General features: G+C 70.1%; 23 protein-coding genes. 11 read left to right on the top strand and 12 right to left on the bottom strand.

Translation table 11 applies throughout. The features are described from left to right. Window positions 1-96 precede the first annotated feature (96 nt). Both ACFU5K_RS26060 and ACFU5K_RS26055 read left to right on the top strand, forming a co-directional pair. The gene (locus ACFU5K_RS26060) at window positions 97-771 is read left to right on the top strand and encodes a TetR family transcriptional regulator (protein ID WP_384065848.1); all 675 of its coding nucleotides are present in this window, start codon (window positions 97-99) and stop codon (window positions 769-771) included. Window positions 772-1,136: 365 nt separating this feature from the next. Further along, complete coding sequence (locus ACFU5K_RS26055; RefSeq protein WP_384065846.1) at window positions 1,137-1,595, top strand: hypothetical protein; 459 nt, start codon at window positions 1,137-1,139, stop codon at window positions 1,593-1,595. A 120-nt stretch (window positions 1,596-1,715) separates the two neighbouring features. On the opposite strand, the gene ACFU5K_RS26050 is transcribed toward ACFU5K_RS26055, so the two are convergent. Beyond that, on the bottom strand, window positions 1,716-2,729 hold the full coding sequence (locus ACFU5K_RS26050; RefSeq protein ID WP_384065844.1) for a methyltransferase domain-containing protein: 1,014 nt from the start codon (window positions 2,727-2,729) through the stop codon (window positions 1,716-1,718). A 924-nt stretch (window positions 2,730-3,653) separates the two neighbouring features. On the opposite strand from ACFU5K_RS26050, the gene ftsH reads away from it, so the two are divergent. Further along, window positions 3,654-5,591, top strand: a complete 1,938-nt coding sequence (gene ftsH / locus ACFU5K_RS26045) for an ATP-dependent zinc metalloprotease FtsH (protein WP_384065842.1) — start codon at window positions 3,654-3,656, stop codon at window positions 5,589-5,591. A 64-nt stretch (window positions 5,592-5,655) separates the two neighbouring features. On the opposite strand, the gene ACFU5K_RS26040 is transcribed toward ftsH, so the two are convergent. Continuing rightward, window positions 5,656-7,053 carry a CHASE3 domain-containing protein gene (locus ACFU5K_RS26040; protein WP_384065840.1) on the bottom strand — a complete coding sequence of 466 codons (1,398 nt, stop codon included), beginning with the start codon at window positions 7,051-7,053 and terminating at the stop codon, window positions 5,656-5,658. Between the two features lie 490 nt (window positions 7,054-7,543). Between ACFU5K_RS26040 and ACFU5K_RS26035 the strand changes: the two genes are divergently transcribed. Then, window positions 7,544-7,921, top strand: coding sequence for a peptidase inhibitor family I36 protein (locus ACFU5K_RS26035; RefSeq protein WP_384065838.1), 378 nt, complete (start codon window positions 7,544-7,546; stop codon window positions 7,919-7,921). A gap of 128 nt (window positions 7,922-8,049) precedes the next feature. On the opposite strand, the gene ACFU5K_RS26030 is transcribed toward ACFU5K_RS26035, so the two are convergent. Continuing rightward, window positions 8,050-8,373 (bottom strand): helix-turn-helix transcriptional regulator, encoded by a 324-nt coding sequence (locus ACFU5K_RS26030; RefSeq protein WP_384065836.1) that lies wholly within the window; start codon window positions 8,371-8,373, stop codon window positions 8,050-8,052. Here ACFU5K_RS26030 and ACFU5K_RS26025 point away from each other — a divergent pair. Next, window positions 8,372-8,932, top strand: a complete 561-nt coding sequence (locus tag ACFU5K_RS26025) for an SAM-dependent methyltransferase (protein WP_384065834.1) — start codon at window positions 8,372-8,374, stop codon at window positions 8,930-8,932. The two genes, ACFU5K_RS26030 and ACFU5K_RS26025, sit on opposite strands and share 2 nt — an antisense overlap. Before the next feature lie 153 nt (window positions 8,933-9,085). On the opposite strand, the gene ACFU5K_RS26020 is transcribed toward ACFU5K_RS26025, so the two are convergent. Further along, a complete protein-coding gene (locus ACFU5K_RS26020; protein WP_384065832.1) occupies window positions 9,086-10,507 on the bottom strand; it encodes an FAD-binding oxidoreductase in 1,422 nt (473 codons plus the stop codon). 316 nt (window positions 10,508-10,823) lie between these two features. Beyond that, window positions 10,824-11,018: a hypothetical protein gene (locus tag ACFU5K_RS26015; protein ID WP_384065852.1), complete on the bottom strand. Its 195-nt coding sequence runs from the start codon at window positions 11,016-11,018 to the stop codon at window positions 10,824-10,826. Between the two features lie 306 nt (window positions 11,019-11,324). Between ACFU5K_RS26015 and ACFU5K_RS26010 the strand changes: the two genes are divergently transcribed. Further along, window positions 11,325-11,603 (top strand): hypothetical protein, encoded by a 279-nt coding sequence (locus ACFU5K_RS26010; RefSeq protein WP_384065830.1) that lies wholly within the window; start codon window positions 11,325-11,327, stop codon window positions 11,601-11,603. On the opposite strand, the gene ACFU5K_RS26005 is transcribed toward ACFU5K_RS26010, so the two are convergent. Together ACFU5K_RS26005 and ACFU5K_RS26000 are read right to left on the bottom strand one after the other, a co-directional pair. Next, a complete protein-coding gene (locus tag ACFU5K_RS26005; RefSeq protein WP_384065828.1) occupies window positions 11,587-12,585 on the bottom strand; it encodes a class I SAM-dependent methyltransferase in 999 nt (332 codons plus the stop codon). The genes ACFU5K_RS26010 and ACFU5K_RS26005 overlap by 17 nt on opposite strands. Before the next feature lie 145 nt (window positions 12,586-12,730). Continuing rightward, complete coding sequence (locus ACFU5K_RS26000; RefSeq protein WP_384065826.1) at window positions 12,731-13,357, bottom strand: TetR/AcrR family transcriptional regulator; 627 nt, start codon at window positions 13,355-13,357, stop codon at window positions 12,731-12,733. Window positions 13,358-13,408: 51 nt separating this feature from the next. Here ACFU5K_RS26000 and ACFU5K_RS25995 point away from each other — a divergent pair, with 51 nt between their 5' ends. Then, a complete protein-coding gene (locus ACFU5K_RS25995) occupies window positions 13,409-14,089 on the top strand; it encodes a hemerythrin domain-containing protein (protein WP_384065824.1) in 681 nt (226 codons plus the stop codon). Window positions 14,090-14,167: 78 nt separating this feature from the next. Here ACFU5K_RS25995 and ACFU5K_RS25990 read toward each other — a convergent pair whose 3' ends face one another. From ACFU5K_RS25990 to ACFU5K_RS25975, 4 genes are all read right to left on the bottom strand, one after another. Beyond that, entirely contained in the window at window positions 14,168-15,412 is a 1,245-nt protein-coding gene (locus ACFU5K_RS25990) for an ABC transporter permease (protein ID WP_384065822.1), read from the bottom strand. Then, window positions 15,409-16,134: an ABC transporter ATP-binding protein gene (locus ACFU5K_RS25985; protein WP_384065850.1), complete on the bottom strand. Its 726-nt coding sequence runs from the start codon at window positions 16,132-16,134 to the stop codon at window positions 15,409-15,411. Before ACFU5K_RS25985 ends, ACFU5K_RS25990 begins: the two co-directional genes overlap by 4 nt. 134 nt (window positions 16,135-16,268) lie before the next feature. Next, the gene (locus ACFU5K_RS25980; protein ID WP_384065820.1) at window positions 16,269-17,453 is read right to left on the bottom strand and encodes a hypothetical protein; all 1,185 of its coding nucleotides are present in this window, start codon (window positions 17,451-17,453) and stop codon (window positions 16,269-16,271) included. Next, a complete protein-coding gene (locus ACFU5K_RS25975) occupies window positions 17,434-18,126 on the bottom strand; it encodes a hypothetical protein (protein WP_384065818.1) in 693 nt (230 codons plus the stop codon). The genes ACFU5K_RS25980 and ACFU5K_RS25975 overlap by 20 nt, the downstream gene beginning before the upstream one ends. Before the next feature lie 111 nt (window positions 18,127-18,237). Here ACFU5K_RS25975 and ACFU5K_RS25970 point away from each other — a divergent pair, with 111 nt between their 5' ends. The 3 genes from ACFU5K_RS25970 (at window position 18,238) to ACFU5K_RS25960 (ending at window position 22,046) form a co-directional block, all read left to right on the top strand. Then, a complete protein-coding gene (locus tag ACFU5K_RS25970) occupies window positions 18,238-18,990 on the top strand; it encodes a response regulator transcription factor (RefSeq protein WP_384065816.1) in 753 nt (250 codons plus the stop codon). After that, the gene (locus ACFU5K_RS25965) at window positions 18,987-20,858 is read left to right on the top strand and encodes a sensor histidine kinase (RefSeq protein WP_384065814.1); all 1,872 of its coding nucleotides are present in this window, start codon (window positions 18,987-18,989) and stop codon (window positions 20,856-20,858) included. Before ACFU5K_RS25970 ends, ACFU5K_RS25965 begins: the two co-directional genes overlap by 4 nt. Before the next feature lie 132 nt (window positions 20,859-20,990). After that, window positions 20,991-22,046, top strand: a complete 1,056-nt coding sequence (locus ACFU5K_RS25960; protein ID WP_384065812.1) for a class I SAM-dependent methyltransferase — start codon at window positions 20,991-20,993, stop codon at window positions 22,044-22,046. A gap of 511 nt (window positions 22,047-22,557) precedes the next feature. On the opposite strand, the gene secY is transcribed toward ACFU5K_RS25960, so the two are convergent. Continuing rightward, window positions 22,558-23,871 (bottom strand): preprotein translocase subunit SecY, encoded by a 1,314-nt coding sequence (gene secY, locus ACFU5K_RS25955; protein ID WP_384065810.1) that lies wholly within the window; start codon window positions 23,869-23,871, stop codon window positions 22,558-22,560. Window positions 23,872-24,237: 366 nt separating this feature from the next. On the opposite strand from secY, the gene ACFU5K_RS25950 reads away from it, so the two are divergent. Beyond that, complete coding sequence (locus ACFU5K_RS25950) at window positions 24,238-24,507, top strand: hypothetical protein (protein WP_384065808.1); 270 nt, start codon at window positions 24,238-24,240, stop codon at window positions 24,505-24,507. Window positions 24,508-24,890 lie beyond the last annotated feature (383 nt).

Here is a 24,890-nt window from a genome sequence, read left to right as displayed (position 1 = left end):
CGGCAGGGTCGGTAATGTTGCCGGGCCGGGCTCGTGTACGGACCGCGGGACGAGCTCCCTGAGAAAGCGACCGGGAATGCGACTGGGACAGCAGCGATGACAGACGACCGGCCGATCGGCTTCCAACGAGCGCGCAGCGCCGAACAACGCCAGGCTCGCAAGGACGCCATCCTCAAGGCCGCGGCGGAACTCCTGAATGAGATGCCCGTGAGCGACATCAGCCTCCGGGAGCTGAGCCGGCGGGTCGGTCTGTCCAAGACCAACGTCGTGCGCTACTTCGAGACCAGGGAAGCGGTCTTCTTCGAACTGCTCAACCGCACCTTCGAGGAGTGGCTGGAGGGCCTGCCCGGCGATCTGGCGGCCGCCACACCCGCCGCACCGGCACCGCCCGAGGCGGTGGCGGACTCCCTGGCCCGCTCCCTGGCCCGCCGGCCCCTGCTGTGCGAACTGCTCAGTTCGCTCGGAACCGAACTCGAACGCAACATCTCCAGTGAAGCGGCGCGCGACTTCAAACTCGACAACAACCGCCTGCAGAGCAGGCTTGCGACCCTGCTGCGACAGTACGCGACCGCACTCACGCAGCCCGCCGCCCGGGAACTCGTCGGCATGTCGATCGTCGTCACGGCCGGGCTCTGGCCCTTCGCCAACCCCTCACCCCAGGTCGTCGAGGCGCTCGAGGACCCGCAGCTCGCCCATACCCGGGTCGACTTCGCCGAACGACTCAGCCGCGCACTGCGGATCGCCATCACGGGACTGCTGCATCTCGACTGACCCGGGCGAGTACGGTTCGGACCTGTCACTGTCTGCCGGACACCGTCCGCGTCCTCGGTATCCTCGGGTACGGAAGAGGAGCTGGCCTGCTTCCCGCTACCCGGTACACGTTTGGGGAGATCCCTCTCCGGCCGGATGGCGTGTGGAGAGGGCATTGGTTCCTTCCGAAAAGGCGCCGGACATGGGCCTGCCGAACGGCGGGAGACCGGTGATCCCGAGGTATGTGTGCGGTGGATCGAAGTGGCGCACAGGGGGGCAGCTTACCATCGGTGTGTGTACGTGACCCGAGCATGTGTGTGCACCGATCCGCAGTACTGTTGAGACTGACGAAGGTGTCTCAACCGGGAACAGGGAGGGCGCCGCCGATGAGGTCCCCGGGCCGCGCGACGGTTCTGTGGTGCGTCGTGGCAGCGCTGGCCGCCGCAGTCTGCTGGTGGGTAGCCCCGGATGGCGGGACGGTGGCCGGGCCCGACCGTGTGACCGCCGGCCGCGAGTGCCACTCCGAACTGCCCCCCGGTGCAGAACTCTCCTGCGGCACGTATGGCTTCGGCGACCTGCGATACGTCTGCTCCGCCGGATTCGACGACGAGGACCGGTGCGTCCGGACCTCGCAGGTGACCGTCCGCAACGCCGGACGCTCCACGGTGTACGTGGCGTGCATAGTCGGCCCGCACCAGGGAGTGCGCGAGGAGGGCCCGCGGCAGGCGCTGGAGCCGGGCGGCGAGGCGACCCTGCGCCCCGGCGGCGGACGGCTGTTCTTCGACATCACACTGCGCGGCACAGACGGCGGACCCAACCGCCTGGAGGTGCTCCGGGTCGGATGACGGCCCGGAGCGCGCCCCGCCGGGTGGCGGGCGTGGTGCAACAGTGCCGCTGTTCCTGGCCGTGTCACCGGGAGCCTCCTGCTGACCTCCTCAGGGCGGTGTGAAGCAGATCCGTCCGGATCAGCAGTCGGGCTTGCGCAGGACCACGAGCCTTCCCAGAGGACTGTCGGTGATCCGGGCGTCCTGAAATCCCGCGGCGCGCCCTTCGGCGGCGAGTTCCTCAGCGGACAGACCGAAGGGAATCTGCCGCTGCGTGAAGAAGAGCCGGTCGAGCTGGGTACGGGCCGTGGGCTCGTCCTGTCCGCTCTGCGGCGGGAAGAGTTCTTGTACGAGCAACAGGCCGTCCGGGCGCAGAGCACGGAAGATCGTGGCAAGAGTGTCCGCCCGGACGTCCTGAGGGAAGAACGGTTGGGCCCAGAAGCAAGCGGAGAACGCCGACTCGTCGCTCAGTGCCCGGGCGTCCATCGTCCGGATGTCCACGCGGTCGCCGACACCGGCGGCCTCGGCGCGGCGCCGGCACTCGGCGGCGACATCCGCGACAAGCTCGACACCGACGGCGTGGAGCTTGTCGAACAGGGTGAGTCCCGTCAGCAGGGCCCCGCCGATGCCAGTTCCCACGTCGAGCAGCGGGCCGCCGGACTCCAGCCGCGCCCTGAATTCCGGTAGTGACTCATAGAGCATCCCGAGCAACTGCTGGGCCCCCGGTGTCGGCCGCAGTCCCCACTCGCGAGCCAGTACCAACGCTTCACGACCGTCGAATCCGGGCTTCTGATCCACTGTCCGCACCGCCTGCGCCACCTGGACCCGCGCCAGTTCCACGGCATCGAGCACGTCCGCCATCTCGACGCCGGACGCCCCGGCGACGAGGGCGTCGAAGTCCGGGCTCAGCCTGAAGGACGCGGTCCGATCACCGGACCGCACCACGCCGGCCGAGACGAGCACCGCCATGACGCCCGAAACGTGCTCAGGCGGGACACCGTGGGCGGCCGCCAGCTCGGTGACGGTGGTCTCGCCGCGCAGGTGCGCGAGCCAACCGGCACGGTGGGTCGCCCTGACGAGTTCGATGAGCTCCAGTCCCTCGGCCCAGCTCTTCAGCGTGGAGCGTGCCGTCATCGCGGCCTGGACGCTCTCCATGCGTTGGTTGTTTTCACCTTCGACGTTCACTGTCGCGCCCTCTCGCTCGATTGTCTGCGGACCCCGCATGTCAGGACGGCCCGGTCGGGGCACCTTCGTATCCGGAAGGTATCGGTCGTACCTCGGCGGTGGCCGGTTCCGGAAGCCCGCGTGAAGCGCCGGCAGGGACGTCGCCGCCGGGAATGTGCTTCATGGCGCGGACCCAGCCGATCGAACGCCCCTTCGCTCGCACCCGCTCGGCCATGGGCATCCGGCTGAGCAGACGCGGAAACGGTGCGCGCCGTCCATGCCCCGACAGCTGCATCCACTGCACCAGAGATTTCTGCGTGCTCGCCATGTGCGAAGCCCACGCGGGCAGGACAGCAGACGCCCTTGACCGTCCCATCGGGCCCGGGAGGGTGTTCGCCCCCGGTCCGTCTGATGCTGCGGGCGAGCGGCCATGGGTGCCACCGGGCACCCATTCTCAGGGCTGCTCGGTGACACCTGCCCGGTTCGACGCGTCCCTTCGCCGTCCGTGTGTCACGTTACATGTTTGCCTGTGCGGGTGCTCCACGCGATGGAGTGCGCCACACGTACCTACTCGGAACCCGAGTGGACCGGGACCCGAGTAGGGCGCACCCCGTGGAAGCCCGTCACGCTTTCCCTGCTGGTGGTATGGGAGACGAGGGCGGCTCCGGCGGTGCGGATGCTCGCGTTCTTCCCGCAGGCCGCGCCGGTGTGTTCGGTGGGCCCGCGGGATCCCACGAAGTCCGGAACCCAACGGGGACGGCACACGTATCTAACAGCGGGAGAAACACAAAGCGTAGGGCTTGCCCTATGGTCCGTCGTGTGGCGCATCGGCATGCTGGGAGCGATGCAGCACCACTCGCCACCCCATCCCTCACCCGCGCGCTGCCCTCACACACGCAACCCAGGAGAAGCCTGATGGCCGCACCCGTTCCACCCCGACACGACCCACGGACACCGTGGCGCTCCGAAGGAGTGCCGGGCGGACAGCCGGCACCGGACGGCCGGCGCCGGCGCAACGGCTGCCTGATACAGGTCGTGATCTTCCTCGCCATCTACCTGGGGACCGGCCTGCTCTACAACGACATGCGCGGGGACGGCATCACGTCCGTCGACTACACGGCCTTCACCGCGCAGCTGGACGCGTCGAACGTCAAGACCGTCTACTCGCAGGGTTCGCAGATCCAGGGCACGCTGAAGAAGGCCCGCGAGATGCCCGGGGGCGAGAAGGGCACCACGTACCTGAAGTTCAAGACGTACAAGCCGGCCTTCGCCGACTCCGACCAGTTGTGGCGCGAGATCACCGCGAGGAAGGTCTCGGTGGCCGCCTCGCCGGTGTCGCAGGGGCCGGGACTCGGCCAGTCCCTGCTGGTCTCGCTGCTGCCGACAGCGCTGCTGATCGGTGTCTGGGTGTTCGTGGCTCGCAAGGCAGGCGGCGGTGGCGGACTCGGCGGCGCGAGCGGGGTGCTGCGCCGCAAGCCGCCCAAGCCCGTCGAGGCGGAACAGGGACGGACCAGCTTCGCCGACGTGGCCGGCATCGACGAGGTGAAGGGCGAGCTGAGTGAGGTCGTCGACTTCCTCAAGCGCCCCGAGGCCTACCGCCGCCTGGGTGCGAAGATGCCCCGGGGCGTGCTGCTCGCCGGCCCGCCCGGAACCGGCAAGACGCTGCTCGCGCGGGCGGTCGCGGGGGAGGCCGGAGTGCCCTTCTTCTCTGCCTCCGCGTCCGAGTTCATCGAGATGATCGTCGGCGTGGGTGCCTCCCGGGTGCGGGAGCTGTTCGCCGAGGCCCGCAAGGTGGCACCGGCCATCGTCTTCATCGACGAGATCGACACCATCGGCCGCTCCCGCACAGGTTCGGCCGTCGGGGGACACGACGAGCGCGAGCAGACGCTCAACCAGATACTCACCGAGATGGACGGCTTCACCGCATCCGACGGCGTCGTCGTGGTCGCTGCGACCAACCGGGCCGAGATCCTGGACGCCGCGCTGACCCGGCCGGGGCGGTTCGACCGGGTGGTGACCGTCTCCCCGCCCGACCGGGGCGGCCGGGAGGCCATCCTGCGCATCCACACCCGGGAGATCCCGCTCGCCGCCGACGTCGACCTCGCCCAGGTCGCCCGTACGACGCCGGGCATGACCGGTGCGGAACTGGCCAACCTCGCCAACGAGGCGGCCCTGTTCGCCGTCCGGCGTGCCCAGGACCGCGTCACCGGGCGCGACCTGTCCGACGCGCTGGAGAAGGTGCAGCTCGGTGCGCAGCGTCCCCTGGTGATGCCCGAGGAGGAGCGCAGGCGCACCGCTTACCACGAGAGCGGCCACGCTCTGCTGGGCATGCTCCAGCCCGGCGCCGACCCCGTCCGCAAGATCACCATCGTGCCGCGCGGCCGTGCGCTCGGCGTGACCCTGTCCACGCCGGACGGCGACAAGTACGCGTACACCGAGGAGTACCTGCGCGGCCGGATCATCGGCGCCCTGGGCGGCATGGCGGCCGAGCAGGTCGTCTTCGGGGTTGTCACCACCGGGGCCGAGAGCGATCTCGAACAGGTCACCGGCCTCGCACGCGGCATGGTGACGCGGTGGGGGATGAGCGAACGGGTGGGACGCCTGTCGGTGCTGCCCGCCGACTCCCAGCAGCCGTACGGGATGTCGGCCGCGCCGCACACCCTGGACCTCGTCGACGCCGAGATGCGCCGGATCGTCGAGGACTGCTACGCCGAGGCCTGCCGGACCCTGGAGGACCACCGGTACCGCCTTGACGACCTGGCCGCGGGCCTGCTGGAGCACGAGACGCTGGACGAGGCGGACGCCTACCGCATCGCCGACGTCACATCCCTGACCAAGGAGCAGAACGCGTGAGCAGCCGCCGGTCCTCGTGACCCCGCGCGCCCCGCACCGCCGTCCGGACGGCGGTGCGGCCACTTCAGGCCCGGATCGGGATCCGGATCAGCAGCGTGGTGCCGCCGCCGGCAGGGGAGTCGATGGCCAGCTTGCCGTCGAAGGCCGCGACGCGGTCCGCCAGACCCGACATCCCGCTGCCCGCAGCGGCCCTGACCACGCCTCCGATCCCGTCGTCGACGACTCGGATGAGCAGCACGTCGCCGAACTCCACGAAGACGTCGATCCGTGTCGCCTGCGCGTGCTTCACCGCGTTGGTCACCGCCTCCGCCACCACGAAGTACGCGTTCGACTCGACCGTGGAGGGGACCCGGCGCTCGTCCGCGCACTCGACGACCGTGGGCACTGGGCACCGGGAGGCCAGGTCCCGCACCGCCGGGACCAGGCCCTTGACCGTCAGCACCAGCGGATAGATGCCCGAGGCCAGTTCCCGCAGTTCGTTGATCGCCGTCTGGGCGCTGTCGATCGACTGATCCAGCAGAGCGACCGTGTCCGCCTCCGTGTCCGGGACCAGCTCCCGCGCCAGCCGCAGGCCGATCATCAGGCTCACCAGGCGCTGCTGCGCCCCGTCGTGCAGGTCCCGGGCGGTACGCCGGTGCACGGCCTCGGTGCTCTCCATGATGCGGCGACGACTGTCCTGGAGCGAGGCGGCCATACTGTTGAACGAGGTGCCCAGCGCTTCGATCTCCGCGATCCTGCTGGGGGCGACCCGCACACTCAGGTCACCTGCCGCCAGGTCCTGCGCCGCTGCCGCCGCCCCGCGCACCGGTCGCACCACCGCACGGTGCTGGAGCACCGTGAAGACGGCGAAGAGCGCGGTCGACACCGCGAGTCCCAGGGCGGCGGCCAGTACGGCCTGGCGACTGTTGGTCCCCGCGACGTCCGTGCGCTCCGCGAGCTGGACGCGTTCGTCGGTCATGTACCGGTGGAACTGGTCCCGCAGGTCGTCGATGCGCCGTTTGCCCTCGGTCGCCTCATTGAGGGAGCTGGCGGCGGGATCGCCGCGCCGGGCCATCTCGACCAGCGGGATCGAGTAGTTGTTGAGGAAGGACTCCACGTCCCGTGTGATCCGCTCGGCGGTACGCCGCTGTTCCCGGGACGTGGTGCCGTCGGTGAAGCTCCGGATCTCTGCGGGCAGCGCCTTGCGCGCTGCCCGCCACGGCTCGAGGAACTCCTCGCGCTCGGTGATGACATAGCCGCGCTGTCCGGTCTCCAGGTCGATGAGGAGCCGTTCCATGCTGCCCGACTCGACCAGAGCCGTCCGGGAGGCGCGTCTGGCCGAAACGGAGTCGTTCGTGTCGTTGATCGCCCACAGCAGGGCGGCGAACGCGACACCGATCAGCAGGGCGAGCAGGCTGCTCGCCGCAACCGTGAGGCTCGTCAGCCTCAGTCGCCGACCGCTGTGTTCCCGCTCCGCGTTCATGACCGCCTGCCGATGGAAAGAATTGAGACAAAGAATTGAGACACCACAGAGTGTGCAACGTACCCGCGGCAGACAGAAGACACATACCGTGAACGGAAGCGACGGGCACCCGGCTCCGTACAGGCATGGGCATGGGGCCGGAGGGCTGCCACTTCTTGATCGGCTGCCGCAGCTGGAGGGTTTCTCCAGTCCTGTGATGGACCCTTCACCATATATGCGACTGCAAGACCTCCGATCGTGTGGACATGTGATGTCTGCCCCTTTCGGAGAACATCTGCCCTTCGCGCCCGGCATGCCTACGCTCACGGCCTGTCCGGAGCGAAGAGACTTCACCCTTTGCACACGGCCACGCCCGCCGGCCCGTCCGGCCCTCGTTGCTGCGCAGGCGGCAGAGTCAGCCAGTATGTATTTGAAACATTGACAACCATGGGTCGTGACTGCAGCGTGGACGCCGGTTGATGTGTTCACCCAACCGGCAAGAGGAGAAACCATGCACAGGTTCGGACGCAAGCGCGCGGCGGTCGCCGTCGCCTCCGCGGCTGCCGCAATGTTCCTCGGAGCGGCCCCAGCCATGGCGTCGGCGGCGTCCGGCCCGGTCCTCGTGGACGACCGGGACCCGAGGTGCGCCACAGCGGGCCATATGTGCGTCTTCGGGACGGAGTGGTTCACCGGCCCAGCGGCCCTCTACGAGGGCGTCGACGCCGGATGTGTCACGGCGCCCTTCGGAATCCTCGCCGTCATCAACATGACGGACAAGCCGGTCACTTTCTACAAGAACGCGGACTGCACGGGCGGCTCGGTCACCGAACCGGCGGGTAGCCTCCACTCCTGGAAGTCGCTCGGGCCCATGCTCAGCTTCCGGAGCTGAGCGGCGCCACCTGCCGACCGCACGCGCGGTTACTGCCATCTGCCCCGGTCCGTGTCGGGGCAGATGTGCGTTTCGGCGGACGACGTGCGCCTCCTCCCGGGCGCTACGGGCCCCACCGCCGGCCGGGGTCAGGTGTGCCCGCGCCTGCGGTAGCCCTGCGGAGACAGCCCCATGACCCGCTTGAAGGCCGTGCTCAGGGCGCTCTTTGAGCCGCACCCGACCTCACGGGCGACGACTGCGAGGGGGTCGCCGCTCTGAAGGAGCCGTTTCGCGGCCAGCTCGATGCGCCAGCTCGTGAGGTAGTCGATCGGCCCCTGCCCCACCGCCCGTTTGAAGCGCAGGGCCAGAGTCGAGCGGGACACCGCTGCGCACCTGGCCAGCTCGGTCACGGTCCACGGCCGCGTCGGCTCCTCGGGTAAATACCTCGTCCCCCCGCCATGGGAACATCGCATGACCACCCACCCCGCTCTCCCCGGCCTTGCCGGGCGACCGGGCGGTGGCGGCGGCCGCATTCTGGATGTCGGCACGGGCGTAGCTGCGCTGGCGCTCGTTCTCGCCCAGGAGTTTCCCCGTGCCGAGGTCGTGGGCATCGACACCCTCGAGCGCGTGCTGGACCTGGCCCGCGAGGAACTGGCGGCCGCCGGACCGGGCGTCGCGGACCGGGTGTCGCTGCGGCATCTCGACGTCGTCGATCTGACCGGGCAGGCGGCCTACGACCTCGCCTGGCTGCCCGCCCCGTTCCTGTCGCAAGCGGTACTGACGTCCGCCGTCCCCCGGTTGACCGATGCGTTGAGGCCGGGCGGCCGGATCGTCGTGGGTAGGAACCCGGCGGCTCCCGAGCCCCTGCGGCAAGCCGTCGCCGGCTGGAACTCCGTACGCAACGGCGGCAACTCCTACGACACGGACCGCGTGGTGCAGGCTCTCGCCGCCTCCGGTCTGGCGCAGGCACAGAGGTTCCCGACGGTACCTGGCGGCCCGGTGCTCGTGGCGGCCCGGCGGAGCAAGGACTGATCCTCGCACCCGCCCGCCGCCCGGCCCACCGGTCACGGCTCGCACGTCCGTGCGAGCCGTGACCGGTGCCTGCCTCGTCGTGTCACCGGATGCGGGACACGGCTGGACCGAGCGACGCGCAGCCCGCCGTCGCGGTACCGGGACCGGGTGTGTTCACCGTCGTGGCAGGATGTTGTGGTTGAAACGGAAGAGGTTGGCCGGGTCCCAGCGTCGCTTGGCCTCGGCGAGCCTGGCGTACCGTTCGGGCCCGTAGGCCGCCCGCACGCTCTCTGTGTCCCTCGCCTCGTCAGGCGACAGGAAGTTCACCATGCTCCGGTCCGCGGCCCACGGCGAGAGACCGTCAATGACCCTGGCCAGCTGTTCCCTCAGGTCGTCGGCCTGGTCGGCGCCGCCGACCGCGAAGCCGAAGAGTACGAACGGAACGCCCCTGACGGGCACCGCGTTGAGGGTCGCCGGCTCGCGGTCGAAGGCGCCTCCCAGGGCGCGGATCTCCAGGTTCGCCAGCTGGCAGCCGGATCCGGGGCCGGTGAGCGCCACCAGGGTGTCCGCGGCCTTCTCCGGGAACTCCCGCAGGGACATGCTGCGGTCGAAGTACGGCATCGGGTCCACCGGGTCCATGTGGATCGCCCCGATGGCGGTGACCGGCTTCTCCCCGACCGTGTCGAGCAGTGCCGTGGCAGCCTGGCGCAGGGGGGCGACGATGCGCTCGCCCTCGTCGGCGGAGCCCAGGTGGGCGAACCGGACGTGGACGACGAAGGCGCCGCGCAGCGGTTCGGGCAGCGCCGGCAGGTCGGGCAGCCGCTGGATACCGAGCGACGTCGTCGCCTCCTCCGGAAGGGTGGGCACCCACAGCCGCCAGGCCTCCAGTACCTCGGCCAGGTTCTCGCCGGGGAAGTAGATGCCCCCGCCGTGGAAGCGGGTCACCGGGAACACGTCGAACTCGATCTCGGTCACCACGCCGAAGTTGCCCTTGCCACCGAGCAGCGCCCAGAACAGGTCCGGCTCGCTGTCGGGGGTGACGGTGCGCAGCTCCCCGTCGGCCGTCACGACGTTCATGCGGCGCACGTGGTCGGCAGCGTAGCCCTTGGTCCGGCCCAGCAGGGGGCTCTGTCCGCCGCCGAGGGTGTAGCCGACGACGCCGACCTCGGGCGCGGAGCCGGCGATCGGGGCGAGACCGAGTTCGGCGGTGCGGGGCAGCACCTCGCTCCAGCGCAGCCCCGGCTCGGCGGTGACGGTGCGCGCCTCGGCGTCGACCGACATGCGCTTCATCCGCCCAGTGGTGATGAGCATGGCGCCGTCCGCCGACCCGACGATCTGGTGCGCGGCGGACTTCACCGCGATCGGCATGCCCTGGCCGGCCGCGAAGCGGACCGCCTCGCGTACGTCGTCCGCGCTGGTGGCACCCACCACGACTGCGGGTCTGAAGCCGCAGTTCAGGTTGTAGGTGGCACACTCGGCGTCGTACTCCGCCGTTCCGGGCACCAGGACCGGGCCGGATACGTTTCGCAGCGCCAGCTCCACCACGTCCTGTGCCCGCAGCCCCGCTCCGGTCCGTCCCGGAAGTTTCCCGCTCATCGTCGTCTCACCAGTCCGCCGAATATCCGTGGCCCGTTCCGTGCCGTAGCGCTCCGTGCCGCAGCGCGGCGGCGTCCGGGGTGGTGCAGCGGAGGAAGAACCCTGATCACAACGGCAACGAAGTTGAGGCGCCGGAGGTTCACGGGTCTGTGTGAGGAGGTTCGTCGGGGAGAGAGCAAACATGTGTCTCAGACTCTCCCTCCTGCTGGTGTGGTGGAGGTCGGACGACCGGCTGCGGCCTCGCGTACGAGGGCGCCAGCGGCTCTGGCCGGACAGACGGGCCCGCACTCGTCGAGCCGGGCCTACCGGAGGTCCCTCAGAGGCCCATGTCGAGGGCGAGACATGAGTAGAAGTTCCAGGCACCCTCGGGGTTGTAGCGGTTGCTCAGTCCGTTGTCCGGGCTCGCGTTGGTCTCCTCGACCATGTCCTCGGACCTGACGCGCTCGGGCAGCTTTCCGAAACGGGCCTGCCGTGCCGCCGCCGCGCTCTCCATCTTGACCTTGACCTGCATTGTCATCTCCGCTCTCTCGATGACGGATTGCGCCGTATCGCTTGATGGGCCCAGCATGCACCTCGCTTGGTCACCGGTCAAGGAGGTGACGCAATTGTGTTTCTGCCCGGCGTAAGAAGGGGGGAAGGGGAGATGCGCGCCCGCCGGGTGAAGGGCGACTCGGGAGAAGCGCACACCTCGAAGGTGACATGTGTCGGACCCGTGTCAAGAACAAACATGGGCTACGCTGCTCTCACACATCAGAGCATCGAACCTGGAGCTCAGGGCGTTCACCCCGGCCTGGGTGCAGTCCGCGGAAGGAGTCCGATGCTGTTCGGCCGCGCCATACGTTTCCTCGCCACCCTGGCCCCTTCACAAGTCCGTGGCCCGTCCGCGATCCTGCCCCGGTCGAGCGGGACCGGCGGGGTGCATGTCGCGGGCCCCTTCCTGAGCCGGGCCCAGTGCCTTGCGGCGCTCGCCTCGTATCAGGCGTACTGCCCCGCGAACGAGTACCGGTACGGGACGGATGAGGACGGAGCCTGGGGCGTCTACCGCGTCGTGCCCGAGGGCTCTTCCCGGTTGGCGAGCGTCACGCCGATCCGCTGACGGCCCCGTGGGGTACAGGGCCGGGGCCGTGATCGTCCGGCAGTTTTGTGCCGAGAGCGGCGAAGACCCAGCGGTTGGCCGCCAGGGCGTCGTCCGGCGCCGGCAGCGGACCGCGTCCGTGGCGCCGGGTGAAGTGGAACGGGGTACGCACGGCCGTGGACCATCCGCGGCCGGCCAGATCGCCCGCGGAGTCGGGGCGGGGCTCAGGGCTGAAGAGTGCGAGCAGGTCGATGCCGAGCCTTTCGCGCACCGCGGCGTAGACGGGGAAGTCTCTTTGCCAAAGCGGGTTCACGCCCTGCTTGATCTCGTAGGCGAGCATGCTGCCCGGCCGGCTGTACGCATGGATGGTGCCGATGAGGTCCAGCTCCGCGGCCGGCGGCAGGTAGGGCACCAGTCCTTCGGCCAGCCAGGCTGTCGGGAGTTCCGGGTCGAAGCCCGCCGCGACGAGTCCCGCGGTCCAGTCGTCCCGGAGATCCGCGGACACCACGACGCGCTCTGCCCGCGAGCTGTCACCCCGGCGGCCCAGGGCGTCCCGCCCGTCCAAGGCGCTGAGACCGCCCACGTCGTCCAGGGCTGACTGTTTGAAGGCGAGCACCTCCGGCTGGTCCACCTCGAAGACCGTGCACCCGTCCGGCCATGGCAGCCGGTGCGCACGGGTGTCCAGACCTGCGCCGAGCAGCACGACCTGGCGGCCGCCCGTCCCGGCCGCGTGCAGCAGGAAGTCGTCGAAGACACGGGTGCGCAGCCCGAAGAAGCGGCCGAGCCGCCCCCACAGCGGGTCGCCGTCGCCGTTCGGCACCTCCTCCGGACGCAGTGGCCAGCCGGCGCAGGCGGGTACCGCCCGGACGAAGTGTGCGGCGTACTCGTCCCGGGCCAAGGCGTCGGGACGGTTCGTCTCGATGGCCCGTGCGGCGGCGACCAGGAGGGCCGTCATCCCCACGCCTGCGACCCCTCGTGTGTCCGCTCCGGCGGCTTCGGTCATGTCACCCTCACGTGCTGCTGCTGCGGTGCCGGGTCGACGTCACGGCCCTCGACGTCCTCACATGTGTGAATGGACGGGCAAGATGCGATTTTACACGTATTTTCATCCGTGCAACGTGCGGATAGTGTTCCGCGTGCCGGTGCCATCAGTCGTCACGGCCGACCGACGGGGAGAGCAGGGCGTCAGCCGCTCGCGAAGCCAGCCACGTGGCGCAGTCCTCCCAGGTCCAGCCGAACCCGCGGACGGTGCGCCACGACTCCTGGCCGAAGTGGAACCAGAGGATCTGCTCGGTCCGGACCGCGTCCGGCCTGGTCTCCCGCAGTGTCACCAGGTGCTCGGCGATGAGGGTCAGCCGTTCGTGGTAACGCTCGACGGCGTGCTCGGCCGCCGTGGCCACCGCCGGATTGGAGGCCGCGTTGTCACGCAGGAAGTTCAGGACGCGCTCGTGGCGGCGAGTGGTCATCCCGGTGGCTTCGGCCGTCAGCCGCAGGATTTCCCCGCAGTCGGTGCTGGCCAGCAGGGCGGTGAGCGAAGTGCCGATCCCCTCGTCCTCCGTGCCCTCCCTGGCCAGTGCGTCGACCAGTGCCGGCTTGCCGCCCACGCTTGTGTACACGGTGTTCAACGCGACGCCGGCCCGCTCCGCGATGGCGGAGAGCGTGGTCCTCGTGTACCCCCGGACGACGAACAGTTCTTCCGCGGCTCGGAGGATGGCGGTGTGTGTCCGGCCTGCTGCGACGGCCCGGACCCTCGAACTGTAGGTGCGCTTGGTCATCTCGTCATTGTGTCATCCATACATTGATATTAATAGAGGTACTATCAATAGATGCTGATTAACCCTGCCGCTCCTGCCGACAAGCCCGAGACCCAGCAGATGAAGGTCATCCACCGGGTGCTGAGGCGGGAGTTCACCCAGCTTCCCGATCTGATCGCCGGGGTATCCGTCGGTGACACCGCCCGCGCCCGGCTGCTCGGCGATCACCTCTCCCTCGTCCTCGACATGCTGCACGAGCACCACGAGGCCGAGGACGAACTGCTGTGGCCGGCCCTCTCGAAACGTGTACCGCTCGAGAAGGACCTGATCACGGTCATGGAAACGCAGCACGAGGCGATCGCCGACGCCGTCGACGTCGTCGCGGCCGAGCTGCCCGCATGGCGGGCGGACGCGGGGGCTGGGGCACGCGACCGGCTCGTCGGCTCCCTCCGGGCGCTCGGTCCTGCTCTGGCCGAGCACCTGGATCTGGAAGAGGAAAAGGTGCTCCCGCTCATCCACGATCACCTCACCGTGCCCGAGTGGGTGGCGCCGCAGAAGCACGCCATGAAGCACGGCCCCAAGACGCTGAACGGCAAGCTGACCCTGGCGGGCATGGTTCTCGAGGACGCCACACCCCGCGAACGCGGCTGGTTCCTGGGTGAGATGCCCGCCCCGGCCCGCCTCCTGTGGCGGGTGATGGGCGCTCGCCGCTACGACGCACACGTGCGGCTGGTACGCACCGGTTCCAGCTGAGCTGAGCAATTCCGCGCGAGTCGCCCGGCCGGGTGCGGCACGCCGGCCGGACCACGTCCGGCGCGCCGCGTCCTCGTGTCATGCCGTGGCGAGCGCCTCCGTCGGGGTGAGCCGCGCCGCCCGGACCGACGGGTATACGCCCGCCACCATCCCTATGACCACCGCGCCACCCACCCCTGCGCCGAGCACCGCGAGCGGTATGACCGGCCGCCAGCCCTCGTAGACGGCGTAACCGGCGGTGGCCAGCACCCCGATTCCCGTACCCGCGACCCCTCCGAGCAGCGACAGCACCACCGACTCGGTGAGGAACTGCCCCCTGACCTGCCCCCGGCTCGCGCCGAGCGCGCGCCGCAGACCGATCTCCGCGCGGCGTTCCAGCACCGAGATGTACATGGTGTTCGCCACGCCGATCCCGCCCACCAGCAGCGCCACTCCCGCGAGCCCGAGGAACAGGGACGAGAAGGCGCTGTCCGTGGCCCGCTTCGCCGCCAGGGCGTCCGAGGGGCGGCTGACCTGCACCAACCCCGGCAGCTGCGGATTCAGTGTGGCGGGCAGTACGGACGCGACCGCCTCGATCGCGTCCTCGCGTGCCTTCACGTACACCACCGTGGGATGACCGTCGAAGCCGAGGATCTTCTTCGCCGCCTCCCAGCCGACCAGCACCGAGCGGTCCAGGTCAGGGGCGAGCGGCAGCGGATCGAGGATGCCGATCACTGTGAACCACTCCGTCCCGACAAGGATCTGCGGCCTCGGCCCGCCCGGCGCCAGGCCGGTCACACCCAGGCGGGCCGCCGCCTCGTGACCGAGGACCGCCGTCGGCAGCCGGTCGGTCGATGCGTCGAGGAACTTCCCTGCCTGTACGCGGCCGTTGACAGCCGCCAACAGGCCGTTGCCGCTGGCGAGGACCGTGAGCCCCAGCCCGTCGTGGGGATCGGTCAGGTCCGACCGGTGCACCAACGTGTGGGTGTTGGCGACCTGGCCGGTCGCCGTGACCGGACCGATGCGGGCGGCCATCCGGTCGGCCGCGTCGGGCAGCACCACCGGAGGATCCTGGCCGGGCTGCGGTACCCCGCGGAGCATGTTCGTGCCGAGCGCGGACAGCTGGTCGTTCAGCGCCCGCTGACTGGACGCGGGGATACCCGTGACGAGAACGAGGGTTGCGATGCCGATCGAGATGCCCAGCGCGGACAGCGTCGCCCGGAGCCTGCGCGTGCGGACGCCGAGCAGCCCGAGCCGCAGTACGTCGGACGGGCTCAGCCGGCCCGGCCGGGTGAGCCTCTCGGGAGCGGCGACCACCGGGTCTCGTCCGCGGAGGGCGCTCACGGAGTCCCCTCCGGGGCCGGCCCGGTACGCGGCCCCGTGTCCCTGACGACCCGTCCGTCGCGCATCTCCACCTGACGCGGCAGCTGATCCGCGATGTTCCCGTCATGCGTGATCACGGCGATGGTGGTGCCCTCTCTGTTCAGTCGGACGAGCAGGTCGAGAACGGCCCCGCCGTTGGCGGAGTCCAGCGCGCCCGTCGGCTCGTCCGCGAGCACCAGGGCCGGCTCGTTGACCAGCGCGCGGGCGATCGCGACACGCTGGCGCTCGCCACCGGACAACTGGTGCGGCAGATGCCCGACCCGGTGGCCGAGGCCGACCCGTTCCAGAGCGGTCAGCGCGAGCGGAGCACGCCGCCTGCGCGAAACCCCCGCGTACAGCAGGCTGGTGGCGACGTTCTCGGCCGCGGTCAGCCCGTCCGTCAGGTGGAACTGCTGGAAGACGAAGCCGAGCCAGCGCCCGCGCAGCGCGGAAAGCCGCCGGTCGTTCAGGGACGCGGCGTCCTGCCCCGCGATCTCCACGGTGCCTCGGGTGGGCAGGTCGAGCGTCCCCATGACGTTCAGCAGCGTGGACTTGCCGGAGCCGGACGGGCCGACGATGGCGAGCAGTTCGCCCCGCCCGATGGTCAGGGACACGTCGTCGAGCGCCCGCACGCCACCGGGGAACGTCTTGGTCACGCCGGTGAGCCGCAGCACGGCGGGCAGCCCGGAATTCCCCGCGGGCATGTGGGCGCTGCCGTCTCCCGCGTGCACGAGAAGCGTGTCGTCGGCGGGCTCGTGCCCGCCCCTGGCGGGATGGCCGGCGCCATACGCCGCACCGCCCCGGCGGCCGTCCCCGCTGGACGAGCGGTGACGGGCTCTCACGACGCCGTCACCACCCTCTGCCCCTCTTCGACCCCCGTACCCGAGACCTCGACCCGGCCCCTGGCGAACAACCCCGTCTCCACGGGGACCAGCCGGCCGTCGGGCCGCTGGAGCGCGTACCCGCCCTCCTGGAGCGCGAGAAGCGCGCCCACCGGCACGACGAGGACGTTCTTGCGGGTCTGCGCCGTGAACGTCACCCGCACGGATGCCGCATCCAGCTCCTTGAGCGAGGCGCTGTCCATCGCCGTCACCATGACCTGCAACGACGGCGGGGCGTCGGTGCCGGACGGGTCGGACCCGCCGGCGGAGCCGTCCTGCACGGTCGTACCCACCGACGTCACCTTCCCGGGCACCTCCTCGGCGTCGGGAAGGGCGATGGAGACCTCGTCGCCCTCATGGATCTGGGCCGCGTCCCTCGCGTCGACCGTCACCGACACCGACTTGCGCCGGGAGGTGACCGACAGGATGTCCTCCGCCGCCGGGTCGCCGAGCTGGGCCTTCACCGCGCCCACGCGGACCGCGCCGGGGAGCACGACCAGCTGTCCGATCGAGAGTGTCCCGGTCTGCTGCTGGCCCGTGTCGCGCTGCCAGCGCTTCAGTGCGCCGAGGAGGGACGACGTCAGCAGCGTTCCGGGTGCCTTGCCCGTGCCGGTGGCCGGCCGACTGCCGCGCGGTGCGGGGCCGATGTCGTAACCGAGAGCCTTCAGGTTGTCCGCGAGGACGGTCACGTCGGCGCCGCTCGCCCCGGCCTTCACGGCCGCCTCGTCCAGCGTGCGGAACACCGGGGTGCTGCCGTAGAAGACCATGACCGGCTGGTCGTCCCGCCAGTACAGGGGCTTGCCACGGGTGACCGTCGCTCCGGGCTCCGGCAACTTGGTGATCAGGCCCTTGTCCGCGCCCTTGACCGTGAGCGCAGTGCCGTAACCGAGCGTGCCGGGCAGCGCTCTGCTGTCGGACAGGTCGGTGCGCCGGACGAGCGTGGTCTGCGCGGAGGGCGCCCCGGCGGGCTCCGCGTGGGCGGCGGCCCCGTGCCGCTTCAGCGCCGTACCGCCGTAGACCCCGCCCGCGACCAGGGCGAGGACGGCGACGGCGACGGCGATCCGCCTGCCGGTGCCGGGCTCTGTCCGTCCGCCGTCACCGGTGGACGGACGAGCGGCACCCCTACTTCTTCCCCTTGCCACCGAACGCCTCCAGGCGGCAGTCGTTGTCGGTCTTCGGGGAGGCGGCGCTGTCGCCGCCTCCCGTGGAATCCTCGTCGTACGTCCAGCCGTCAGGACTTCCGTCGGGCTTGAACACCTCGTGGACCTTCAGCCCCTTCGCCTTCAGGCAGGCGACGTAGGCACGGTGGTCGTCCGCGTAGTGCGGGTTGGTCTCGGGCCGCTCCTCCACCGGCTGGAGCGGCATCTTGTAGAGGCACGCGGCGTACTGCTTCCTGAACTGGGCCGTGACCTTCGCGTCATCGACCGGAGGCGCCTGCTTGTCCGGACGGCTGACCCGCTCGTCGTTCATCGGGACGCCTCGCGCCTGCAGGCACGCCCAGTACCCGTCCCAGAGCCGGTCGGTCTCCTCCTGGGAACTGTCCAGGCGCAGCACGGGCCGTCTGGCCTCGGCGGCGGCGACCGAGGACTGCGCGGAGGGTGTGGCCCCGGCGCCCCTGCCGCCCGGCGAGGGGGTCACGATCGACGCGATGTCGCCGTCCGAGGACGATTTCGTCCCGCTGTCGCTGCCTCCGCCGCCGCAGGCCGTGAGAGCGAGGCCCGCAGCCATGAGGACGGCACCGAGGAGGCCACCGCCCCGGAGGCGGGATCTGTGCACACCTGCTGCGGAATGCGGCCGGTCTGTGTCGTTGTCCATGACTCCGAGTCTGCCGAGCGGATGTCAGAGAGCTGTCAGGAAGTGATGGTTCTGCCGTGCTCCCGTGCCCGAGGGGTCCGGGCACGCTGCGGGCGTCCCTACACTCGGCACATGTGTGCGCATGTGGTCGTCGCCGAGGACGATGCCAAGCAGGCCGAACTGATCCGCCGCTATCTGGAACACGAGAGCCACGGCGTGACCCTCGTCCAGGACGGCCGGTCCGCACTCGACGAGGTCCGCCGTCGACTGCCCGACCTGCTGGTCCTGGACGTGATGATGCCCGGGCTCGACGGGCTCAGCGTCTGCCGGACCATCCGGTCGGAGGCCGGCTTCGAAGGGCTGCCGGTACTGATGCTGACCGCCCGGTCCACCGAGGACGATGTGCTGCTCGGCCTGGACCTGGGCGCGGACGACTACCTGACAAAACCGTTCAGTCCGCGTGAGCTGATGGCCCGCGTCCGCGCGTTGCTGCGGCGCAGCCGGCGGACCCCGGCGATACCTGCCGCAGCGGCCGGCACGCCGGGCGCCGGCCTGCTGACCGCGGGCGCGGTCACCGTCGACCCGGCCCGGCACGAGGTCCGGGCGCACGGCAGGAACATCTCCTGCACCCCCGGCGAGTTCCGGCTCCTGGAGGTGCTCGCCGGCCGGCCGGGGCAGGTGTTCACCCGGTCGCAGATCCTGGAGCGGCTGCACGGCTTCGACCGGTACATCACCACGCGGACGGTCGATGTGCACGTCATGAACCTGCGCAGGAAGGTCGAGTGGGATCCGCGCCGGCCGACGATACTGGTGACCGTGTACGGCGTGGGCTACAAGCTCTCCGACGATCCAGGCCCGTCCCGGTCCGCCGAGGCCGCGCGATGAGGGGTGACGCATCGGTACGCGGGGGCCCGGCCGTACTGCCGAGGCGCAGCCTGCTCCTGCGGCTGCTCGCGGTGTCGGCCCTGGTGTCGGTGTGCTCGATCGCGGCCACGGCGTGGGTGGTCGTCAGGACGACGGCCGTGGCGATCCGCCAGGAGCAGGGCAAGGACCTCGCCGACGACGCGAAGACGTACGACGTGCTTGTCGGCTACGCGGCAGGGCACCGGACCTGGGACGAAGTAGTACCCACCGTGACCGAGTTGGGGCGGAAGACCGGTCACAGGATCGTCCTCCGGGACGGCGACCGGACGCTCGCGGACTCCGCTCCGGTGCCCGGCCACCCGTACGTGCCGGCACCCGAGCCGACCGCCGTCGTCGACCCGCTGTCGGTCGACCCGCAACTGCTGTCCGCCGCGGCCCGCGACGGCGGGATCGATCCGCGCGCGGTCGGCCCGTACCGACTGGCGGCCGCGGAACGCACGAGACTGCGGGAAACGGCCCGGGAGGTCGTCGCCTGCTTGCGGAGGGAGGCGGGGATCTCGGCGGGAGTGGTGGTCGGCGCCGGCGGCCGGCCCACCGTGAGGACACCTGACGAACAACCCGTCGACCCCCGGTGCGAGGAGAGCGTGCTGAACCGCCCGGTGCCCACGGAGAGCAGAGCACTCGACACCCTGAACACCTTGGTAGGCCAATGCCTGGCGCGACGAGGACTGCGGCCGGTGACCGTGCTGTTCGACGGAACCTGGCGGACGGCACGGCAGCCGGCCCGCGCCCCGGCGTCCCCCAGTGCCGCCCCCGCGCCCGACAAGGATGTGCGGGACTGCCTGGCGAGCAGCAGGAAGGAGCAACTCCAGCCGTACGTGGCGCCCGCCGCCCAGCTCTACGTCAGCAGTCCCGGCCACCGGACCGCGAACACCTTCTTCGACCTGTCGGCACCCAACAAGCTGCGGATCGCGTGGGGGGCGGCGCTCGTGCTGCTGGTCACGGTCGCGGTCACGGCGTTCGCGGGCCTCCGGCTCGTCCGGCCGCTGCGCCGGCTCACCGTGGCCGCGCAGCGGATGGAGGCCGGGGACGTCTCCGCGCGGGTCGAGGTGACGGGCGGAGACGAGATCGCCCGGCTGTCGGCCGCCTTCAACGCGATGTCGCGGCGGCGTGAGCAACTGGAGTCAGCCCGTACGGCCATGGTGAGCGACGTGGCGCACGAACTGCGTACACCCCTGAGCAACATCCGCGGCTGGCTGGAGGCGGTCGAGGACGGTCTTGTCCCGCCGGACGGGAAACTGGTGGCCTCCGTGCTGGAAGAGGCACTGCTGCTCCAGCACATCATCGACGACCTGCGGGACCTCTCGGCGGCCGACGCGGGAGAACTGCGGCTCAGCATGGCGCCGTTGAACGTCGCCGACGTCCTTCTCCAGACGGCCCGGGGCCACGGCCCGCTCGCCGCCTCCGCCGGGGTGCGGCTCGTGGTGAGAGCCGGCCCGGAACTGACGGTCCGTGCGGACCCCGTACGGCTCCGGCAGGCGATCGGCAACCTCGTGTCGAACGCCATCCGCCACACCGAGCCCGGTGGCACCGTGTATCTCCGGGCGGCCGGTGAGCCGCCGGTCGGCGGGGCCGATGCCGCGACGGACGTCCGGATCGAGGTATCCGACACCGGCTCGGGGATCGCGCCCGAGGCATTGCCGCATGTCTTCGACCGTTTCTGGCGGGCCGAGAAGTCCCGCTCACGCCAGACCGGTGGCAGTGGACTCGGCCTGTCCATCGTGCGCAAGCTGATCGAGGCGCACGGTGGCACGGTCGAGGCGCACAGCACCCCGGGCGTCGGCTCGACATTCGTCCTGCGCCTGCCCGCCGGCGCACACAAGGTGTGAACCCATCGCACTCCTCGACACGTTACAGGGAAAGAGCCCAGGTGAAACGCCTGGTGAGGGACTGGGGCTGCCAGTCGCTTCATCTCCTGGCGAGCAGCGGCAGGAGTGGGGCATAGTCGAAAGATTGAGCATATGCCGGATGAGAACCGCGTAGGGGAGTTTCTCGGGCAGGTGGTCGCCGACAACGCGGCCGCCTTCGCGGGAGTGTCGACGTCCCTGGGAGTCCGTCTCGGACTCTACGAGGCGATGTCAGGGGCGGGTTCGCTCACGTCGGAGGAACTGGCCGAGCGGACCGGTCTCGTCGAGCGGTACACCCGGGAATGGCTGGCGGCACAGGTCGCCGGTGCCTACGTACTCCACGACCCCGGGACGAACACGTACGTCCTGCCGGACGAGCACGCCGCCGTACTGGCCGACTCCTCGCTGCCGACCTACGTCGGTGGCGGATTCACCATGCTGAAGGCCCTCTACAGTGCCGAAGAGGCGCTGGCGAACGCCTACCGCACCGGTGAAGGTGTGAGCTGGAAGGACTACGGCCCGGAACTGGCGGAGGGCGTCGCCGCCTTCTTCAAGCCCGGTTACGACGCGGTCCTCGTCCAGGAGTGGCTGCCCGCCATGGAGGGTGTCGAGGCCAAGCTGCGGCGAGGCGCCTCGGTCGCCGACGTGGGCTGCGGCTTCGGCTACTCGACCGTGCTCATGGCCAAAGCCTTCCCCCAGTCCCGTTTTCGTGGCTTCGACTTCCACGGGCCCTCCGTCGAGAGGGCCCGGAAGCTGGCCGAGGAGGAGGGCGTCGCCGACCGGGTGACGTTCGAGGTCGCCGCCGCGCACGACTTCCCCGGCGGCGACTACGACCTCGTCACGTTCTTCGACTGCCTCCACGACCTGGGAGACCCCGGCGCCGCCCTCCAGCGCGCCGAGAAGGCCCTCACGGACGACGGAAGCTGCCTTGTCGTCGAGCCGAACGTGTCCGCGGAGCCCGGGGAGAACATCAACCCGATCGGCCGCTCCTTCGCCTCCACCTCCGCCGTGCTCTGCCTGCCCACGGCCATGGCGCAGGGCGGTCCGCACGCGCTCGGCAACCACCCCGGCCAGGAGGCCCTCGCGGCCATCGCCGCCGAGGTGGGGCTGAAAAGTTGGAAGCTCGCCGTTGAGACGGTCACCAACCGCATCTACGACGTCAAGCGCTGACGCCGGCCCGAGGAGCGAAGGCGACCGTCGAGCACGACAGGACGGGACAGAGGACGGAACCGGGCCGCGGACGCCAGGGGTGTACGCGGCCCGTTCCGCCTGACCCGCCCGACCAGGGCCGGCCCGAGTGCGGAATCCCGGCAGCCTCCACAGCAGACCGGGCAGCCACCCGGCCGGCGGGAGCGGGCGGCACCTCGGTCACCGACAGGGCTCAGCGGTCGCCGTGCGGTGGGAGAACCGTGGTTTCTGCCTTGCCCGTCATCTCCTCGGCGCGTGGACTGCCCAGCGAACGGAACAGTTCGGCCGCCTGCTCGCGGTCGCCGATGAGAACACGGCGCGGCCCCGACCGCCGCGATGACGAGGTGCCCTCTCCGTGCGGCGACCTGCGAGGTGGGACCGATGCCGGTACGCGGGTCTTCCCGCGACGCGGGGATCCACCACTGCGGATCACGGGACGTGGCTCACCGCTGATCCACCGGACGCGGAAGGCCTCTGCCCGCCGCCGTGGGGTTCAGCGCAGGAATCCCTCGTAGTTGCGCTGCTGGAGCTGGCTCTCGATCTGCCGCACGGTCTCCAGGCCGACCCCCACGATGATCAGGATGCTGGTCCCGCCGAACGGGAAGTTCTGACTGGCCCCGAACCCGGCCAACGCGATCGTGGGGACGAGGGCGATCAGCCCCAGGTACAGCGAACCCGGCCAGGTGACCCGGTTGAGCACGTACGACAGGTACTCGGCGGTCGGCCGCCCGGCCCGGATGCCCGGGATGAAGCCGCCGTACCGCTTCATGCCGTCCGCGACCTCGCCCGTGTCGAAGGAGATGGCGATGTAGAAGAACGCGAAGAACACGATGAGTACGAAGTACAGGCAGATGTAGAGCGGGTGGTCGCCCTTGGTCAGATTCTGGGTGACCCAGGTCTTCCAGCCGGACTCACCACTGGAGAACTGTGCCACGAGCGCCGGCAGGTAGAGCAGCGACGACGCGAAGATCACCGGTACCACGCCCGCCTGGTTCACCTTCAGCGGGATGTAGGTGGAGGTGCCGCCGTAGGAGCGGCGGCCGATCATGCGCTTGGCGTACTGCACCGGGATGCGCCGCTGCGCCTGTTCGACGAACACGACAAGGCCGACCACGGCGAGCGCGACGACGATGACACCGCCGAACTCGATCCAGCCGGCGGCGAGTTTCCCCTGCTGCTTTATCGACCACAGTGCGGACGGCGTAGTGGCGGCGATCGAGATGAACATCAGGATCGACATGCCGTTGCCGATGCCCCGGTCCGTGATCAGTTCACCGAGCCACATGACCAGGCAGGTGCCGGCGGTCATGCAGATGACCATGGAGACAGTGGTGAAGACCGACCGGTCCGGGATGACCCCCGACGCCACCGTACAGCCGGAGAACAGCGCCCCACTGCGCGCCGTGGCGACCAGACCGGTGCCCTGGAGCACGGCCAGCGCCACCGTCAGATAGCGCGTGTACTGGGTGATCTGCGCCGTACCGGCCTGCCCCTCCTTCTTCAGCGCCTCCAGACGGGGGATCACCACGGTCAGCAGCTGGATGATGATGCTGGCCGTGATGTACGGCAGGATCCCGAGCGCGAAGACGGTGATCTGGAGCAGCGCGCCTCCGCTGAAGAGGTTGACCAGCCCGAACAGCCCTTGGCTGCCGGAGGCCTGCCCGACACACTCCTGGACGGTCTTGTAGTCGACACCCGGAATCGGGACATGGGCGCCGAGCCGATACACCACGATGATGCCGAGTGTGAAGATCAGCTTCTTGCGCAGGTCAGGTGTCCTGAACGCACGGATGAAAGCGGTGAGCACGGGGCCTCCTGCGACCCCGGCCCGGCTGGACCGCGCGAGGATCAGCGATTTCTGCAAAACAACGGAACAGCAACGACAGCTGACGGCCCAGAACCGGACCAGACACATGCGCACACAGCTCCTGTTCGCACACGTGCCGACACCTGTTCCATTGAATTATGCCAGATTGGTTCATATGTGTGCGGGTGTGCGAGTCGGCTTGCCTTTGTCAGGGATCTTGGAGTTTCGCGGTGCGGCAGCTGATTAACGGGCGTGCTTGGGCAGTTCCCGACGTGGCCTGACCGCCATGGCTGTCAACGGCGGGCGCCGCAACGGCCCTGGGCAGCTGACCTCGGTAACTCCAGGATCCCTGACAGGGGCGAGCTCATGGAGCAGCGCCTTGTCGCTGGAGCACTGGGGCTGGATCTTTCACGACTGTTCGGCCCGCGCCTGCTCCCGCCGGCGCTCGTCCTGCTGCTCCTCGGCTTCGAGCGCGCGGACCTTCTGATCCGTGTATCGCAGTTGCCAGGATACGAGGGCGAAGCCGAAGCGGCGCCCGCTGGGAACGGCGCCGCGACCGAGAGCGCGAGCGCCCTGGTGACGGCGAAGGCCGATATTCTCATTGCACTCCTCAGAATGGGGAGCGCCAAGCCGTGAGCCGCCGATCCTGCCCGCCCGCCCGCGTCACGCGGTGCGGCTCGGCGGGCCCGGGCACGCCGTCTCACCGCACTGGCCGACGTGTGCCGCCGGACAGCGCGGCCGTCCGCCGGGATCAACGGGCCTTGATCTGGCGCGCTCTGACTGCTCCTGAGAAACGTATGGACTCTCTGCCCGCCTCGCCTGTTGAGCGCCGCCATAGCGGCACCCCTGGAACCGGACCCATCGGTCCGCATGACTTACACTTCCATGAGCGGAAGGGAGGTTCCGATTCCGCTTCTGTGCAAGAGGGAGTTCCATGGCGTCCGAGGTGCGGCGCGCACACCATCAGGTGACCTTCACGGTGCTGACAGCCGGGGTCGGCGCATACGCGCTGCTCCAGT

It is taken from the genome of Streptomyces sp. NPDC057428 (genome assembly GCF_042803195.1).
Taxonomy (GTDB): domain Bacteria; phylum Actinomycetota; class Actinomycetes; order Streptomycetales; family Streptomycetaceae; genus Streptomyces.
Note: the sequence above shows the minus strand (reverse complement) of the source record. Positions and strands in the feature narration are given on the sequence as shown.